The organism is Rhodococcus sp. 06-418-5, from assembly GCF_002258285.1.
Classification (GTDB): Bacteria; Actinomycetota; Actinomycetes; order Mycobacteriales; family Mycobacteriaceae; genus Rhodococcoides.
In genome coordinates this window covers 199,275-214,790 of record NZ_NOYE01000031.1, presented here as the reverse complement: position 1 = coordinate 214,790, position 15,516 = coordinate 199,275, and the positions used below count along the sequence as shown (strand labels likewise).

Sequence of the window (15,516 nt, the reverse complement as noted above, 5' to 3'; positions counted from 1 at the left end):
GCATGTGGTTTGCGCCTCCAGAATTGTTCTGTGAAGCGCATCACACATGAGTCGGCGCGATGTCGAACGTGGTCCCGGAGAGAGGCAGGATGGATACACATCCCGTCCGCTAGAGAAGGAGTACGTCTTCGTGGCTCAGGTCAGTGCATCCAGTTCCGCCACCATCGCTGCCACACCGGATCGGGTGCTCGCCGCGCTCGCCGACTACGAGACGGTGCGCCCACGCATCCTGCCCGAGCAGTACCGCGACTACGAGGTGGTCCAGGGCGGGCAAGGAGACGGAACCGTGGCCACGTGGACCTTGCAGGCCACCGAGAAGCGAGTGCGCAACGTCGCCGCGACAGTCACCGTCGCCGGGTCGACCATCACCGAACGCGACGCCAATTCCTCCATGGTCACCACCTGGTCGGTCGCCCCGGAAGGCGCAGGCACCACGGTCACCACGACGACCGAATGGAAGGGTGCAGGCGGAATCGGCGGATTCTTCGAGAAGACCTTCGCACCTCTCGGACTGAAGAAGATCCAGGCCGCGACGCTGGAGAACCTGCGTCGCGAGTTGATCTAGACCCGCTCGAAGTCGGGAGCCTGGATGAGCGCCAGAGTCCCGACCACGACGGTGCGCATCGACCACAGGAACATCCCGTCGGGCCCACGGTCGACCGTGTCGTAGGCCCCGGGCAGGGTGTCGAGGTCGGTGCGCGCCGCGATCGCGTCGTCGTACTCACGATCGCGGCGGACATCGTTGTAGACCATCTCCGCCAAGGCCAGAGCGTGCTCGACGACGGTGATGACGGCCCAGGTCGCCTGCTTCGGAGTGAGGTCGTAGCGCAGTCGGTAGCGCGTCTGGACGGCGTCGGCCATACGAAGAGCATCGATCGAGCTGGGAGTCAGGCCGATCAGATACTCCGCGATCCCGGGGTTGGAGTGAACCAACTCGCGCATCGCGGAGGCGAGTGTCAGCAACGCGTCGTGCATCGATTCGTCGTCGGCGGGGACTGGCGGGGACCAGCGGCGCAGAATCTCCTCCGCCACGAGGGCCTTGAGGGCGCAGAGATCGTCGATGTTGTTGTAGATCGCGACGATCGAGACGCCCAGACTCTCGGCCACCGACTTCACCGTCACCTTGGGCAGCGTCAGCGCAATGCCCGCCTCGGCCATGGTCTCGGGCGTCACCCGACGCTTGCGAGGGGACTGGCGTCCTTCGGGGGCCGCCGACTGATCCATTCCACGAGACTACGGGCGCTCAGTACTGACGGATGTTCAGGCGCGGGGCTCTAGAATCGCATCGTGTCCTTCTCGTCCGCACTACCCGCGACTGACGGTGATCGGACGCTGGTCGAACTGGCCAGGCAGACAATCGATTCATCGACGGATGCGGGACCTGATGAGGACGGCATCCACACGATGGGTGCGGCGGTGAGAGTGGCGGACGGCCGAACCTTCGCCGGGGTGAATCTCTATCACTTCACCGGTGGCCCGTGCGCAGAGACCATCGCGCTTGCAGCGGCTCGGGCCGCCGGTGCGACCGAGCCGACTCACATCGTGGCGGTCGGTAACCACAGGCGCGGAGTGAAGAGCCCGTGCGGCAAGGATCGTCAGATCTTTGCCGACCTCTATCCCCGGATGCGCGTGATCATCGATTCGCCCGACGGCCTCGTCAGCGTTCTCGCCGGCGAACTCCTCCCCGCCGGATACGACCATCGCGCGGAGCAACGCTGATTCTCGTTACCGAGGGCGAACCGTCGTGCGGCATCGCCCGAAGGCACTGCGCTGAGTGTCCACTATTCGTCACCGCAGGCGCGATCCCGTGTCTGCCGCGAAATTGTAGACACTAAGGTCGGTATGTCGATTCGACGCGCAGTGAATCACAGCGATCCACGGTGCGGCTACGCTTGAGTTCGCTTCGACCCACGCGAGAGGACGGCACAGTGCAACCCGGTGAACAGCCCGACATGGCATCGATTCTGCAGCAGGCCCAGCAGATGCAGCAGCAGTTGATGGCGGCGCAGGCCGAGATCGCGGAAACCGAAGTGACCGGCCAGGCGGGCGGCGGACTCGTCGTTGCCACAGTCAAGGGAACCGGTGAGGTGGTCGGCCTGACCATCGATCCGAAGGTCGTCGATCCCGACGACGTCGAGACTCTGCAGGATCTGGTGATCGGTGCGATCGCCGATGCGTCGAAGGCGGCTCAGAACGTAGCGAGCGAGAAGCTCGGCCCTCTCGCCGGTGGCCTCGGCGGCGGCTCACTCGGACTACCCGGCTTCTAGGCGAGAAGAGTGTACGAAGGTCCGGTTCAGGATCTGATCGACGAACTCGGCAAGTTCCCCGGGGTCGGTCCGAAAAGCGCTCAGCGCATAGCCTTTCACCTCCTCGGCGTCGAACCTCCCGAGGTGGACCGGTTGATGCGCGCGCTGCAACGCATTCGTGACGGTGTGCAGTTCTGCGTCGTGTGCGGCACGGTCTCGGACAAGGAGCTGTGCCGAATCTGCTCGGACTCGCGGCGTGACCGATCCATGATCTGCGTCGTCGAAGAGCCCAAAGATGTTCAGGCCGTGGAACGTACGCGAGAGTTCAAGGGCCGCTACCACGTGCTCGGTGGGGCGCTCGATCCACTGAACGGAGTGGGACCGGATCAGCTGCGTATCCGAGAGTTGTTGACTCGCGTGGGAACTCAGGACGACGGTGTCGACGTCACCGAGGTCATCATCGCCACCGACCCCAACACCGAGGGCGAAGCAACGGCCACGTACCTGGTGCGCATGATGCGTGATTTCCCCGGCCTGGCCATTACCCGCCTCGCCTCCGGCCTGCCCATGGGCGGAGACCTCGAATTTGCCGATGAACTGACGCTGGGCCGCGCGCTGACCGGCCGTCGACGGATGTGAGTGCCTGCGGCAGTGGTGCGGTTAAGTGCCCTGGGCGGCACCTACTCGCACCACTGCGCGCAGCGCACCTGTCGTACCGCTGGTGCATCATCCCGCCATGGACAACGATGAGACCCGGCTGTTCCGCTCGCTGCTCGACGCTCAACACGGCATAGTGACCACTGTTCAGCTCCGCGCATGCGGATTCACTCCGAAGGCCATCCGCCACCGCGTCGAGACCGGCCAATGGCTGCGAGTGTTTCGGAACGTCATCTGTGTGACGAATGGTCCACTCAACCGGGAGATGGAGTTGCAGGCCGCACTGCTCTATGGAGGCGGCCGCGCGATACTGAGTCACAACACCGCCGCGCACCAGTGGGGGATGCTGCGAGAGTCCGCCGGGCCAATCCATCTGACTGTGCCGCGCGCGTGCTCTGCCATCAGTCAACCGCCGACGATGCGTCACGTGCTGAGACGGCCGACATCGCTGAGCAACGCATGTATCCATCCAGGTGTTGTGGTGCATCGTTCGTTGGCCATCGAACACATCGGTGTCGACACCGATCCGCGTCGGACGAGCAAAGAAGACACAGTCTTGGACTTGGCTGTGTCCGCTCCGACGGCGCACGAGGGGGCAGCTGCTTTCGTCTCGGCAATGACGAACGGGCGAGTCTCGGTCTCGGCGATGCGTCGAAAAATCGAACTGCGGCGGCCAAGGCGGTACAAGAAGATCCTGCTCGACGCCCTGACACTTCTGGCGGGTGGCGTCCAGTCCGTTCTGGAGTTTCGGTACGCAACCGATGTCGAGCAGGCACACGGGCTGCCTTCCGGGGCCCGTCAAGCACCCCATCACGTTGGTGATCGGGTGCTGTTCGAGGATGTCGAATATTCGGAAGGTGGTCTTATCGTTCGCCTCGACGGTCAGCAATTCCACTCCGCAAGGAATGTCAGATTTCGAGACCGGCTGCGAGACAACGCTGCCGAGCTCAGTGATCGCCCTCGGCTGGTCTATGGGTGGCAGGAGGTGTCCACCGACCCGTGTGGGGTATACCGCGAGGTCCGTGACGTTTTGGTGCGGGAGGGCTGGACGGATGCGTCGTACCCGTGCGAGAAGTGCTGCGCTGTGGTGCGGTTGAGTGCCGCCCAAGGCACTTGACCGCACCACTGCCGCAGGCACTACCGGAGCCGCTCCTCGCGCAAGCGAGCCACCTCGGGCAGCTCGAGTGGAGCGAGAGTCGTACCCAATGCGCACTCCAGCAGATAGTCCGCCAACTCCGGGTTTCGGGCCAGTACCGGTCCGTGCATGTAGGTGCCGATCACGGACCCTTGCACGACGCCTTCGCGTCCGTCGCCGACACCGTTGCCCACACCGTGGGTGACCTTGGCCAAGGGGGATGCATCCAGGCCGAGAGTCGTTCCGCCGCGATGGTTCTCGAAGCCGGTGAGCTTCTGAGTGAGGCCGTCGAGTGCAGGTTCTGTGACGACCTCACCGATGGACCGAGTTGCCTGCGGTGCTGTGGTCACGTCGAACAGGGAGATACCCTCCACGCGTTCACCGGCGGAGGTTTCGTACCAGTGACCGAGGACCTGGATCGCGGCACAGATGGCGAGCACCGGCACCCCGCGGGCAGCCGCGTTCTGCAGTCCCGGGTAACGGGTGAGGTGACGGGTCGCGAGGCGTTGGGCCGAATCCTCGGCTCCGCCAAGGGTGTACACGTCGAGTGAATCGGGAACGGGGTCGTTCAACGTGATCTGTACGACCTCGGCGTCGATGTCTCGCATCCGCAGTCGCTGTCGCAGAATGAGTGCGTTGCCGTTGTCGCCGTAGGTGCCCATCACGTCGGGCAGGACGAGGCCGATGCGAACGGTGGACTCAGACATCTTTCACCTCACGTGCCAGCGCTCGCCCGAGATCGCGGAACGCGGTGTAGTTGGCCAGCACTTCGACGCGTCCCGGTGGGCAGGACGCGATGGCCCGCAACGGATCTGCGATGGTGGTGTGCTGCGAGCCGGCGTACAGCAGACGCACCCCGAGGTCGGTCGCGCGCTCACCGGCGGCCACGACGGCGACGTTCTCGAAGTGCTCGAAGCGGACGTCCCACAGCCACGACAGGTCTTCGCCGTCGGGTACCTGACCGTTGACGGCGATGACGAGACCGTCGCAGGTGGGATCGATCATCGACAGTGCTTCCTGCCAGCCGGCGGGGTTCTTCGCGAGAAGCATTCGGACGGAATGCGATCCGTACTGGACGGTGGAGTAGCGCCCGGCCACCTCGTCGACGCTCGACGCGGCCGCGACGGCATCTTCCGCGCTCGCGCCCAGGGTCACTGCGGCGGCGACGGCCTGGGCTGCGTTGCCGCGGTTGGCTTTTCCGGGCAGAGACAGCGTCATCGATAGGACGAGTCCATCGGGTCCGTAGAGATTCTCGTCGTCGAGCCACCAATCCGGCGTCGGACGCTTGAAGTCACTACCGGTGCTGTACCAATGCTCGCCGTCCCACACGATGGGTTCGCCGGTGCGCGGGCAGCTGACCGAGTCGCCTGCCCATCCACCACCGGCCGCGACCCAGACGACGTTCGGTGCGTCGAAGGCGGCGGAGGCGACGAGGACGTCGTCGCAGTTGGCGATGACGACGGTCTCGGGGTGCCGGGCCAGGCCTGCGCGCAGTTTGCGTTCGATCATGTTGATCTCGCCCACGCGGTCGAGCTGATCGCGACTGAGGTTGAGCAACACGATGGCAGCGGGATCGACGGCGTCGGACACATGGGGGACATGCAGTTCGTCGACCTCGAGAGCGGCCAGCTCGGCATCGAAATTGGCGTGCAGTGCGGCGACGATGCCGGCGTCCATGTTCGCGCCGTCGGCTTGGGTGGCGACGTCACCGAGGGTGGCCAGCGCCGCAGCCGTCATTCGGGTGGTGGTGGACTTGCCGTTGGTTCCGGTGACGATGACGGTGCGTCGACCTCGGCCCAGTCCGCCGAGGATGTCCGGGTCGATCTTGAGTGCGATCAATCCGCCGATCATCGATCCCTTGCCCCGGCCTGCCTTGCGGGACGCCCAGGTCGCCAGCTCCGCCGCACGCAGTGCCACGCGGCCACGCGCGCTGATACGTCTGCGCTCACCCACTTCAACCATCCGCCGAGTCTGGCACAGAAGAGCGTGCAGTTTCACGTCGGCGGTGGCTCCCCCGGGTCGTTCCGCGGGCTCCAGTCCTGCCCCTCACACCGGTACTTTCTCCAGCACCTCGACATGCCGCCGGACGGCCATACCCCAGAGACATCCCCCGATGACGACCACGCCACCGATCAGCGCGAGCACCGATGGGTTCTCGCCCAGGAAGATCCAGGCACCGGCGATGCCGACGACGGGAACGAGCAGCGAGAACGGCGCGACCAGTCCAGCAGGGTTGCGGCTCATCAGAATGCTCCACAGGCCGCTGCCGACGATCGTGGCAGGGATCACGATGTAGGCCAACGCAACCAGGCCGGGCCAACCCTGCGGGCCGAACGAAGCCGCCAACGCCTGCCAGCCGGTGCTCGGACCCTCGACCATCGCCGACAGCGCCAGCATCGGCACCGGCGGCACGACGGTCATCCACAGCATCAGCGTCATCGGCGATTCGGACTTCGCGAGTCGATTCCCCAGGTTGCCGAATGCCCAACCGAGTCCGGCGAGCAGGGTGAGGATCACCGGGAGCAAGGTGGCGTTCTGAGCGCGATCCCACCCGATCAGCACCATGCCGAGCACGGCGATTCCGATACCGATCGCTTGCCTGCGGGTGACGTGTTCGCGAAGCAGGATTGCGCCGAGAACGACCGTGAACGGCGCGGACGACTGCAGCACGAGCGACGCCAATCCGGTGGGCATACCGGCCGCCATCGCCGCGAACAGGAAGGCGAACTGGAGAAACCCGAACCCGAACCCGTAGAGCAGCAACCACTTCAGAGGCACCTTGGGGCGGGGAACGAACAGTACAACGGGGACGGCGATGACCAGGAACCGCAGCGCGGCGAAGAAGAACGGCGGGAAGTGATCGAGTCCGACGCGAATGGCGAGAAAGTTCAGTCCCCACAGTACGACGACGGTCAGTCCGAGGAGGCGGTCGCGGGTGCTCATGCCGTCCATCGTGACTGCGGCAAATGATCAGCACAATCGAATATATCCATAGTAATAGTTAAGATTCACTACATGAATGTGGAGCGGCTCCGGATCCTTCGAGAACTCGCAGACCGGGGGACCGTCGCTGCCGTCGCCCAGGCGCTGTCCATGACGCCGTCGGCGGTGTCCCAGCAGCTCAAGCTGCTGGTCAAGGAGGCGGGGGTGACGCTCCTCGAACCCGACGGGCGTCGACTTCGGCTCACCGACGCCGGGCGCGCGTTGGTGCTCAGGACCGATGATGTGTTCGCCGCCCTCGCCCGCGCCGCGGCCGAGATGGATCGATACCGGGCGTACCCGCGGGGACGGGTCCGAGTTGCGCTGTTCCCGTCCGGTGCCGCGCTGCTGCTGCCCGGGTTGCTGACGCGGTTGGCGAACTCGGACGTCGACATCGACGCCCGAGACGAGGACCTGCCCGCGTCCTCGGTGCCGGAACTGTTGGCGGATTACGACGTGGTGCTCACGCACCGCGACGACCGAGCGCCGACGACCGCGGGCCCGCGCATCGAGGTCACGACCCTGATGCGTGAGCCCATCGATCTGGTGTTGCCACCCGGTCATGTTCTGGCGCAACATGAATCGATAGACCTTCGGGATCTGGTCGATGAACGATGGATCAGTGTTCGCGGCGGATTCCCGGTCGACGACGTACTGCTCTCGGTGGCCGCCGCCACCGGTGTCGAACCGCGAGTGATGCAGCGAGTGAACGACTTCCGCGTCACCGAGACGTTGGTGGCGGCCGGGCACGGCGTCGCGTTGATGCCGCGCTATGCCGTCGTCCATCCGGGACTGGTACGCCGAGAACTGTCCGGTGTGCGGGCGGGTCGCATCTACGAGCTCGCGACGCGACCCGACGCCCATCGGCTGCCGGCGATCGCGGCTGTGCTCGACGCGTTCAGGGCCGAAGCGACGTTCAGGACAGGGCTTTGGCCTTCAGCGTCCTGAACTCGTCTTGATCGATGGTTCCGTTGTCCAGCAACACCTTTGCGTGGGCAATCTCTTCCGACGCCGACCTCCCGGCCACTTCCTTGATGTACTCCTCCTGCTGGTCCTTGGCGTGCTGCAGGGCAGCAACTTGCCGCTTGGCCATGTTGCTGCCGTTCACGATGAGATAGACCAGCGCGGTCAGGAACGGCGCAACGATCAGAAAGAACACCCACAGGGCCTTGACGACCCCGGATGTCTTGTGGTCACGGAAGAGGTCTCCGATGATCGAGAACATCACCATCAGGTACGCAACGAACGCGAATCCGACGATGAGAAGCCAAAGAAAATCCCAGAAAGAGTCCATGGCGAAACTTCCATTTTCATTGTGTGCCCCGACGGCAGAATTATTCTCTCACGCGGCCTCGAAGTGCGCTGTCGTTTCGCGGCGGTGGCTCGACCGATCAGTAGCCATTCGTAGCCCCCGGAGTGGGTTGCGGTTCCATGGAATCGACGAGGTGGCACGCGGACATCGAGCCGTCGGCGTGCTTCTCGAGCAGCGGTTCCACCTGTCGGCACAGGTCCACCGCGTACGGACATCTCGAGACGAAGGCGCAACCGGTGGGTGGATGGGCTGGGTCGGGAGAGTCGCCCTCGAGGATCGTTCTTGGGCGCGCACGTTGGATTGCCGGGTCGGGAACCGGGATGGCCGACAGAAGAGCCTTGGTGTAAGGATGCGAAGGTTGCTCGTACACCTTTGCTGCGGTTCCTAGTTCAACGATTCTGCCGAGGTACATCACTGCAATTCGATCGCTGATGTGCCGAACAACGCTGAGATTGTGGGAGATGAAGATGCACGTCAGATCGAATTCGTCGGTCAGGTGCACCAGAAGGTTGATCACCTCGGACTGCGTCGACACGTCGAGGGCCGAGACCGCCTCGTCCGCAATGATCATCTTGGGATCCAGGGCCAGGGCTCGGGCGATCGCCACCCTCTGGCGTTGCCCACCGGACATTTCGGCGGGGTAGCGAGCGGCGAAATCGTTGCGCAGGCCGACCTTCGCCAACAGGTCGGCAACCTTCGCCTCGCACGTGGACCGATCGGCGTGATCGTATATCCGAAGCGGCTCGGCAATCGAGGTTCCTACGGTCTTGCTGGGATCGAGGGAGGCGAACGGATCCTGAAAGATCATCTGGAGGTCTCGGCGTTTCCTGCGCATGGCTCTACGTCCGAGTGTCAGGAGGTCGTCGCCGCCGTAGACGATCTTGCCGCTCTCGGGCTTCTCCAGCCGCAGGATGGACCTGCCCAGAGTGGATTTGCCGGACCCCGACTCGCCGACGATCCCCAACGTTTCGCCCTGTCTCACAGCAAGACTGATGTCTCGAACTGCCTGAACTGTCTCGCGTGGACGACCGAGAAGGTCACGCGAGCGTACGAACGACTTCGACAGCCCCACGACGTCCAACAACACGGGCTTTTCGATGGTGGTCACAGTTGACCCTTCCTTTCGGAGTCGACCATGGTCGTTCTCTCCGCTGACGTGTCGGCCTGTGGGGTGGGAATCTCGGGTACCAGTGTCGTCACGGTGCCGTCGGCGACACGGATGCACCGGGTGCTTCGCTCGTCGCCCATCGCAACGAGCGGCGGATGATCCGAATCGCACAGTCCGGGTACCGAATAGGTGCATCGTGGACTGAACCGGCATCCGGGTGGCATGTTGTCGGGCCTGGGCACCATTCCAGGAATCGCAATGAGGTCGTTCCCGGGTTCGATACGTTGGGGCAGTGACTCGAGGAGGGCGGCAGTGTAGGGATGCAGTGGTCGAGTGAAAAGTTCCTCGGCGTGGGCGAGTTCGACGGGTTCACCCGCATACATCACAGTGACCTCATCGCAGAAGTCGGCCACCACGCCCAGGTCGTGCGTCACGAGCAGGACGGCGGTGCCCATGTCTTCCTGGAGTCTGCGTAGCAGCTGGAGAATGCCGGCCTGGACAGTGACGTCGAGGGCAGTGGTGGGTTCGTCTGCGATGAGAAGTTTCGGATCGCACGCGATCGACATCGCGATCATCGCTCGCTGCCGCATTCCCCCGCTGAAGCTGTGTGGGTAGTCCTTCGCCCGTCTGGCTGCAGCGGGTATTCCGACGAGGTCCAGCACTTCTACGGCACGGTTCCACGCCTGCTTTCGCGACTTTCCGAAGTGGATCCGCACGGTCTCCGCGATTTGCTCGCCGACGGTGAAGACCGGATTCAGACTCGTCATCGGTTCTTGAAAGATCATCGCGATCTCGCGGCCGCGGATCGCGCGCATCTGTCGCTCGGATTTCTGTAGTAGGTCCGCACCGCAGAAATCGATGCGACCGTGCGTAGTTCGACTGTTGTGCGCCGGCAACAAGCGCAGAATCGACAGAGCGGTCACGGTTTTGCCCGAACCCGATTCACCGACCAGAGCCCTTGTACCGCCCCGCCCGAGATCGAGCTGTCCTCCGAGAACAACGGGTGTCCAGCCCTTCTCGGTGCGAAACTCGACCTGAAGATCCTGTATCGAGAGCAGACTGTCGGTCTCGAGCCGTTCGTCCTTGATGTCGAGCGCGGTCATGCTTTTCTCCGTTCCTGCCCGACGGCATCGCGAATGCCGTCACCGAGCATGTTCAGCGACAAGATCGTGAGCATGATGGCAAGCCCGGGTGGTACCACCATCCACGGACTCTGGAATCTGTTGTCGAATGCGCCGCGCAGCATCGAGCCCCAGCTGGCGGTCGGTGGTTGTACACCGAGGCCGAGGAAGCTCAGGCCTGCCTCGGCGAGCAGTGCCAAGGACAACATCAGGGTCAGCTGCACCAAGAGGGGAGACCTGACGTTGGGCAGTACGTGGACCAGAACCGTTCGCGACGTTGAACACCCGACCACCTTGCTCGCCTCGATGTAGGTCTCTTCCCGAACGTTCATCGCAGCACCACGGACGACGCGAAACAATCGAGGAGCGGTGGCCGCCCCCACCGCGAGCATGGCGTTGGTCAACCCGGGTCCGAAGATCGCGATGATCGCGAGCGCGAGAACCAGAGCAGGCAGTGCGATGAGGGCGTCGGCCACCCGTCCGGCGATCCAGTCGAATTTGCCCCCGAGGTACCCGGCCAGCAGGCCGAGCGGCAAGCCGGTGACAGCAGCGAATCCGACCGCGATCAGTGGTGCAACCAGTGATATCTGGGTCGCGTAGATGAGTCGACTGAGCGTGTCTCGTCCGAGCTGATCGGTTCCGAGCAGGTGGTTATCCGAGAACAGTGGAAGAAACGCCGAGGCCAACTTCTGGTAAGCAGGATCGTAGGGTGCGATCCACGGTGCAGCCACGGCCACCACAGCAAGCAGTCCGAGAAAGATCAGGCAGGCCACGTTGGTGCGGGACTTGAGGATTCGACGGACGAACACCCGTCCGGGAGACGGCGGTGCGGGATTGGAATGCACTGCGCCGATCGGTGCGCCCACAGCTCTGCGGACACTCGGTGCAACGCGCGGTATCGAACGACTGATGGTCATGCCTGCCTGACTTTCGGGTTGAAGTACGCGTAAGAGATGTCCACGGCCAGATTGATCAGCAGCACGAACAACGTGATGACCACGACGAACGCTTGGATGACGGGGAAGTCTCGTTCCAGAATCGCCTTGAGCGCCACCGAACCCAATCCCGGCATTCCGAAGACCTGCTCGATGATCACCGCACCGCCGACGAGTGCGGCGGCCTGCAGCCCGAAGACGGTGACGACCGGTATCGCTGCGTTCTTGGCGGTGTGTTTGACGACAACCTTCCACCGCGGGAGTCCCTTGGCCGTTGCCGTCCGGATGTAGTCCCGCTCGAGGACGTCGATCACGCCGGCGCGAGCCTGGCGGGCAATCTCGGCGGCGGTGACCGTTCCCAGCGCGAAGGCGGGCAGCGCGAGATGTGCGAACCAGGCGAAGAATCCGTCGCTGAGCGGGGAGTATCCGGTGGCGGGGAACAGTCTCAGTTGCAGCGAGAAGAAGGTCACGAACAACAGGCCGAGCCAGAAGCTCGGCATCGAGATGCCGAGGGTCGTCAGGCCGGTCAGTGTCCGGTCGATCCAGGTACCTCTGCGTAGCCCGGCGAACACACCTGCGAGGACACCGACGACGAGTGACCAGGTCAGTGCGACGAATGCCAGCGACAACGTGACCGGAAGTGCCTCGAGAATCGCATCGATGTTGCGGTGGCTGCTCAGCAACGAGGTGCCCAGGTCGCCGGTCAGCAGGTTACCCATCCAGCCGAAGTACTGCACCACGATGTTCTCGTCGAGGCCGAGTTGGCTCCTGGTGGCTGCGATCTGCTCGGCGGTGGCTGCATCCCCGGCCGCGACCACCGCCGCATCACCGGGAATCAGATGAATCATCGAAAAGCTCAGTATCGTGACGATGAACAGGACAGGAATGGCTGCAAGAATTCGTTTGACCATGAAGATCAACACGATTCGATCACCTTCTCTTCGTGCGCGGCGGACAGCTACTTGCTGATGTCGAGGGTGCGAAGGCCGGTTCCACCGGTCTTGTAGAACTCGTAGTTGGCGAGATTTCCCTGCGTCGCGACCGACGTGACGGAGTGGCAGAGAACGATCTGGGCGGGCCCCATGTCGAATGCCTCGGCGAGCAGCTCCGCATACGCTGCCGAGCGTTGCTCGACGTCGGTGGAGCGGGCCGTTTCGGCGAACAGCTCGGCCATTTCGGGAGTCGAGAGGTTGCCTGGGTTGTCGCCACCCCCAGGCATGTATGCGGACTGGACGTAGAGGCCGGGGTCGGTTCCACCCCCGTACTGCCCGACCAGTGCATCTGCGTCGCCGGTGACGAATCTGGCCCTCGCCTGCGTCGCATCCATCACTTCGATCCGCATGTCGATGCCGACGTCGGCAAGATTCTGTTGAACGACCTGCGCATTGTTCTGGTAGATCGAGAGGCTGGGGACGGCTGCGGTGAAAGTGAACCCGTTCGGCAGTCCGGCCTCGCTGAGCAGCTCCCGGGCGCGATCGGGGTCGTAGGAGGACCAACCGGAATCGTCCAATTCGTCACTGTGCGCAAAGTATCCTTCCGGATACGGCTGAGCCCCGGGGATGCAATCGCCCGAATACAGCACCCTCGATATCGCCTCACGATCGATCGCGAGATTCATCGCCTGACGCACTTCTTTCTTGGCGAATTCACTGCGTTCGGAGTTCAGGGAGATTCGAGCCATGCTGGTGCTTGCGCCGGAGGCGGTGAACACTTGAAGTCCGCCGGCCGCGGCCTCTTCCTTCTGCGGGCCCACGACACCGGTCATCGTGGACTCGCCTGCCTGCAGCGAGTTCATACGAGTAGCGGTATCCAGCTGGATCAGAAAGGTCAGATTGCTGAATCGGTACGCGTCGTCATCCCAATAATCCTGGCGGCGTTCGAAGTAGTACGCGGTTCCCGGGATGGAGCGGGTCATCGTGAATGCTCCGGCACCGACGGGGTTTTGATCGAGGTCCGGGTTGGCCAGTGCGGCCGGCGACACGAGCATTCCCGGACGAGAAGCGAGCAGCGTGGGGAGCGCTCCACCCGGTCCGACCAGATTGAGGCGAACGGTGCGTGAATCCAGGACGTCCACCGAACCGATCGTCGTGGCGATCTGTCCCTTGATCGTCGATTGCGGGTCGGTCAGGATCCGATCGAAGTTGGCCTTCACAGCCGGTGCGTCGACAGGCGTTCCGTCGGAAAATGTTGCATCCGAGCGCATTACGAGCGTAAAGGTCTTGCCGGGCTCGTCTAGCGACCAGCTCTCGGCGAGCATCGGAATCGGGTTGCCGTCAGTGTCGACGTCGGTGATTCGATCGTAGATGACCGCGAGCAGTGGTAGGTCGTTTTCGGTGACTCCGCGATGCGGGTCCAGGCTGCTGGGCACCACGATCTGTCCGTAGACGACTTCGGCCTCGCGATCCAACGCGTTCGGGTCGAACGTGCGTTGGTCGATTCCCGCGCAACCGGTACCGAACAGGCAGACGGTGAGAATCGAGACTGCGACGGTGAACAGCGGCCTGGCCGACATTGACCCTCCAATTCGATGCAACGGACCACGTCCCGGTCGGGCGGTGAAGAGGCGGCGTTCCCAGATCGACTGGGAGGGTTGGCCGTCGAGACTTCACCGGTGGTCGGTGCCTGTGTGATAGGCGATTTCTAGAAGGATGTTCTAAAACATCGGGACTGTCAAGGGTTCGGCCGAATTGGTATGAACCGGACATGGGGGTCTTGACAACGGCGGTACATGTCGGTCACGATTTGCTAGATTCCAGTTCTAGAATCGTATTCTGGATGCGCCGCATGCATCCTCGCCGCCGATCGAAAGGAAGTCAGGACATGGTCGATTTCGCCCTGAACGAAGAAGAAGAATTGATGCGCAAGTCGGTGCGTGCATTCCTCGAAAAGGAAGTTTTTCCCCTGGAGAACGAGGTCCTCAGGAACGAACGCGAGGGTCGACCCGGGTTGCCCGACGGTGAGATCAAAGCATTGCGGGAGAAAGCGAAGAAGTCGGGATTCTGGGGAATCAACACCCCGGAGGAATACGGCGGTGCAAATCTCGGCCCCGTCATGAGTGCAATCATCGCTGCTGAAGCCGGCCGCACTTTCGTTCCGTTCTCCTTCGGTGGCTCGGCCGACAACATTCTCTACGGTGCCAACGAGGAGCAGAAGCAGAGATACCTGATTCCGACGATCGCCGGTGAACGCCGATCCTGCTTCGCCATCACCGAGCCCGGTGCCGGCTCCGATGCTCGCAGCATCAAGACGCGCGCGGTCAAGAACGGATCGGACTGGGTCATCAACGGCGAGAAAATTTTCATCACCGGCGGTAACGAAGCCGATTTCGTCATGGTCTTCGCGGTGACAGACAAGGAGAAGGGGGCCAACGGCGGCGTCACGTGCTTCATCGTCGACCGCGACATGGGGTGGACATCGACTCCCATCCCCACCATGGGTCAATGGGGTCCTGCTGCGCTGTCCTTCGTGGACGTTCGGGTACCCGAGAGCAATGTTCTCGGTGAGGTCGGAAAGGGTTTCGATCTGGCCATGAGTTGGATCGGTCAGGGGCGATACATGATTCCGGCACGTGCGATCGGCTCGGCCGAGCGGCTGCTGGACATGGCGATCGAACATTCCAAGAATCGCGTTTCCATGGGCCATCCCATCGCCGAATATCAAGCAATTCAGTGGCAGATCGCGGATTCCCACGTGGAGATCGAGTCGACCAAGCTGCTGACGTTACGGGCGGCCTGGGCGGTCTCGCAGGGTGTCGACGCGCGCCACGTCTCATCGGTGGCGAAGTTGCACGGCAGCATCATGGCCAACAACGTCGTGGACCGGGTACTGCAGATCCACGGCGGAATGGGCTACACGAAGGAACTGCCGATCGAGCGCTGGTATCGCGAGTTGCGCCTGCTACGGATCTTCGAGGGGACCGACGAGATCCAGCGTCGGACGATCGCTCGAAATCTGATCAAGGGATATGTCAATTCCGACGGCTTCGGACACTGACCACAGACATGCTGGCTCACAACTCGTAGT

17 protein-coding genes are annotated in these 15,516 nt (G+C 63.1%); 7 read left to right on the top strand and 10 right to left on the bottom strand.

The annotated features are described in order from the left end of the window. Positions 1–130: 130 nt before the first annotated feature. A complete protein-coding gene (locus CH274_RS22340) occupies positions 131–565 on the top strand; it encodes an SRPBCC family protein (RefSeq protein ID WP_032395571.1) in 435 nt (144 codons plus the stop codon). Here CH274_RS22340 and CH274_RS22335 read toward each other — a convergent pair. Next, the gene (locus CH274_RS22335; protein ID WP_256993667.1) at positions 562–1,224 is read right to left on the bottom strand and encodes a hypothetical protein; all 663 of its coding nucleotides are present in this window, start codon (positions 1,222–1,224) and stop codon (positions 562–564) included. The two genes, CH274_RS22340 and CH274_RS22335, sit on opposite strands and share 4 nt — an antisense overlap. Before the next feature lie 63 nt (positions 1,225–1,287). On the opposite strand from CH274_RS22335, the gene CH274_RS22330 reads away from it, so the two are divergent. From CH274_RS22330 to CH274_RS22315, 4 genes are all read left to right on the top strand, one after another. Further along, on the top strand, positions 1,288–1,719 hold the full coding sequence (locus tag CH274_RS22330) for a hypothetical protein (protein ID WP_218829236.1): 432 nt from the start codon (positions 1,288–1,290) through the stop codon (positions 1,717–1,719). A gap of 209 nt (positions 1,720–1,928) precedes the next feature. After that, positions 1,929–2,267, top strand: coding sequence for a YbaB/EbfC family nucleoid-associated protein (locus CH274_RS22325; RefSeq protein ID WP_032395293.1), 339 nt, complete (start codon positions 1,929–1,931; stop codon positions 2,265–2,267). Positions 2,268–2,276: 9 nt separating this feature from the next. Beyond that, positions 2,277–2,885 (top strand): recombination mediator RecR, encoded by a 609-nt coding sequence (gene recR, locus CH274_RS22320; protein ID WP_045198346.1) that lies wholly within the window; start codon positions 2,277–2,279, stop codon positions 2,883–2,885. 97 nt (positions 2,886–2,982) lie between these two features. Continuing rightward, the gene (locus tag CH274_RS22315) at positions 2,983–4,020 is read left to right on the top strand and encodes a type IV toxin-antitoxin system AbiEi family antitoxin domain-containing protein (RefSeq protein WP_094658961.1); all 1,038 of its coding nucleotides are present in this window, start codon (positions 2,983–2,985) and stop codon (positions 4,018–4,020) included. 20 nt (positions 4,021–4,040) lie between these two features. Here the strand turns inward: CH274_RS22315 and CH274_RS22310 are convergent, their stop codons facing one another. The 3 genes from CH274_RS22310 to CH274_RS22300 form a co-directional block, all read right to left on the bottom strand. Continuing rightward, positions 4,041–4,745, bottom strand: coding sequence for a type 1 glutamine amidotransferase (locus CH274_RS22310; protein WP_094658960.1), 705 nt, complete (start codon positions 4,743–4,745; stop codon positions 4,041–4,043). Next, entirely contained in the window at positions 4,738–6,000 is a 1,263-nt protein-coding gene (locus tag CH274_RS22305) for a Mur ligase family protein (protein WP_094659147.1), read from the bottom strand. Before CH274_RS22305 ends, CH274_RS22310 begins: the two co-directional genes overlap by 8 nt. An 84-nt stretch (positions 6,001–6,084) precedes the next feature. Further along, positions 6,085–6,981 carry an EamA family transporter gene (locus CH274_RS22300; protein ID WP_094659146.1) on the bottom strand — a complete coding sequence of 299 codons (897 nt, stop codon included), beginning with the start codon at positions 6,979–6,981 and terminating at the stop codon, positions 6,085–6,087. 72 nt (positions 6,982–7,053) lie between these two features. On the opposite strand from CH274_RS22300, the gene CH274_RS22295 reads away from it, so the two are divergent. Further along, a complete protein-coding gene (locus tag CH274_RS22295; RefSeq protein ID WP_094658959.1) occupies positions 7,054–7,965 on the top strand; it encodes a LysR family transcriptional regulator in 912 nt (303 codons plus the stop codon). Here the strand turns inward: CH274_RS22295 and CH274_RS22290 are convergent. The 6 genes from CH274_RS22290 to CH274_RS22265 all read right to left on the bottom strand — a co-directional run bounded on the left by CH274_RS22290 (position 7,934) and on the right by CH274_RS22265 (position 14,005). Further along, complete coding sequence (locus CH274_RS22290) at positions 7,934–8,311, bottom strand: SHOCT domain-containing protein (protein ID WP_032395289.1); 378 nt, start codon at positions 8,309–8,311, stop codon at positions 7,934–7,936. The two genes, CH274_RS22295 and CH274_RS22290, sit on opposite strands and share 32 nt — an antisense overlap. Before the next feature lie 97 nt (positions 8,312–8,408). Continuing rightward, positions 8,409–9,437: an ABC transporter ATP-binding protein gene (locus CH274_RS22285; RefSeq protein ID WP_179275823.1), complete on the bottom strand. Its 1,029-nt coding sequence runs from the start codon at positions 9,435–9,437 to the stop codon at positions 8,409–8,411. Further along, positions 9,434–10,540, bottom strand: coding sequence for an ABC transporter ATP-binding protein (locus tag CH274_RS22280; protein ID WP_094658958.1), 1,107 nt, complete (start codon positions 10,538–10,540; stop codon positions 9,434–9,436). The genes CH274_RS22285 and CH274_RS22280 overlap by 4 nt, the downstream gene beginning before the upstream one ends. Beyond that, complete coding sequence (locus tag CH274_RS22275; protein WP_256993666.1) at positions 10,537–11,475, bottom strand: ABC transporter permease; 939 nt, start codon at positions 11,473–11,475, stop codon at positions 10,537–10,539. The genes CH274_RS22280 and CH274_RS22275 overlap by 4 nt, the downstream gene beginning before the upstream one ends. Further along, positions 11,472–12,416, bottom strand: a complete 945-nt coding sequence (locus CH274_RS22270) for an ABC transporter permease (RefSeq protein ID WP_235386978.1) — start codon at positions 12,414–12,416, stop codon at positions 11,472–11,474. Before CH274_RS22270 ends, CH274_RS22275 begins: the two co-directional genes overlap by 4 nt. A 35-nt stretch (positions 12,417–12,451) precedes the next feature. Then, the gene (locus tag CH274_RS22265; protein ID WP_094658956.1) at positions 12,452–14,005 is read right to left on the bottom strand and encodes an ABC transporter substrate-binding protein; all 1,554 of its coding nucleotides are present in this window, start codon (positions 14,003–14,005) and stop codon (positions 12,452–12,454) included. A 308-nt stretch (positions 14,006–14,313) separates the two neighbouring features. Here CH274_RS22265 and CH274_RS22260 point away from each other — a divergent pair, with 308 nt between their 5' ends. Beyond that, entirely contained in the window at positions 14,314–15,486 is a 1,173-nt protein-coding gene (locus tag CH274_RS22260; RefSeq protein ID WP_045198358.1) for an acyl-CoA dehydrogenase family protein, read from the top strand. Positions 15,487–15,516 lie beyond the last annotated feature (30 nt).

Coding starts and splice junctions, on each gene's coding strand:
- CH274_RS22280 (WP_094658958.1), bottom strand. CDS start 10,540: ATGACCGCGCTCGACATCAAGGACGAACGGCTCGAGACCGACAGTCTG.
- CH274_RS22260 (WP_045198358.1), top strand. CDS start 14,314: ATGGTCGATTTCGCCCTGAACGAAGAAGAAGAATTGATGCGCAAGTCG.
- CH274_RS22315 (WP_094658961.1), top strand. CDS start 2,983: ATGGACAACGATGAGACCCGGCTGTTCCGCTCGCTGCTCGACGCTCAA.
- CH274_RS22305 (WP_094659147.1), bottom strand. CDS start 6,000: ATGGTTGAAGTGGGTGAGCGCAGACGTATCAGCGCGCGTGGCCGCGTG.
- CH274_RS22265 (WP_094658956.1), bottom strand. CDS start 14,005: ATGTCGGCCAGGCCGCTGTTCACCGTCGCAGTCTCGATTCTCACCGTC.
- CH274_RS22295 (WP_094658959.1), top strand. CDS start 7,054: ATGAATGTGGAGCGGCTCCGGATCCTTCGAGAACTCGCAGACCGGGGG.
- CH274_RS22300 (WP_094659146.1), bottom strand. CDS start 6,981: ATGAGCACCCGCGACCGCCTCCTCGGACTGACCGTCGTCGTACTGTGG.
- CH274_RS22290 (WP_032395289.1), bottom strand. CDS start 8,311: ATGGACTCTTTCTGGGATTTTCTTTGGCTTCTCATCGTCGGATTCGCG.
- CH274_RS22310 (WP_094658960.1), bottom strand. CDS start 4,745: ATGTCTGAGTCCACCGTTCGCATCGGCCTCGTCCTGCCCGACGTGATG.
- CH274_RS22335 (WP_256993667.1), bottom strand. CDS start 1,224: ATGGATCAGTCGGCGGCCCCCGAAGGACGCCAGTCCCCTCGCAAGCGT.
- CH274_RS22275 (WP_256993666.1), bottom strand. CDS start 11,475: ATGACCATCAGTCGTTCGATACCGCGCGTTGCACCGAGTGTCCGCAGA.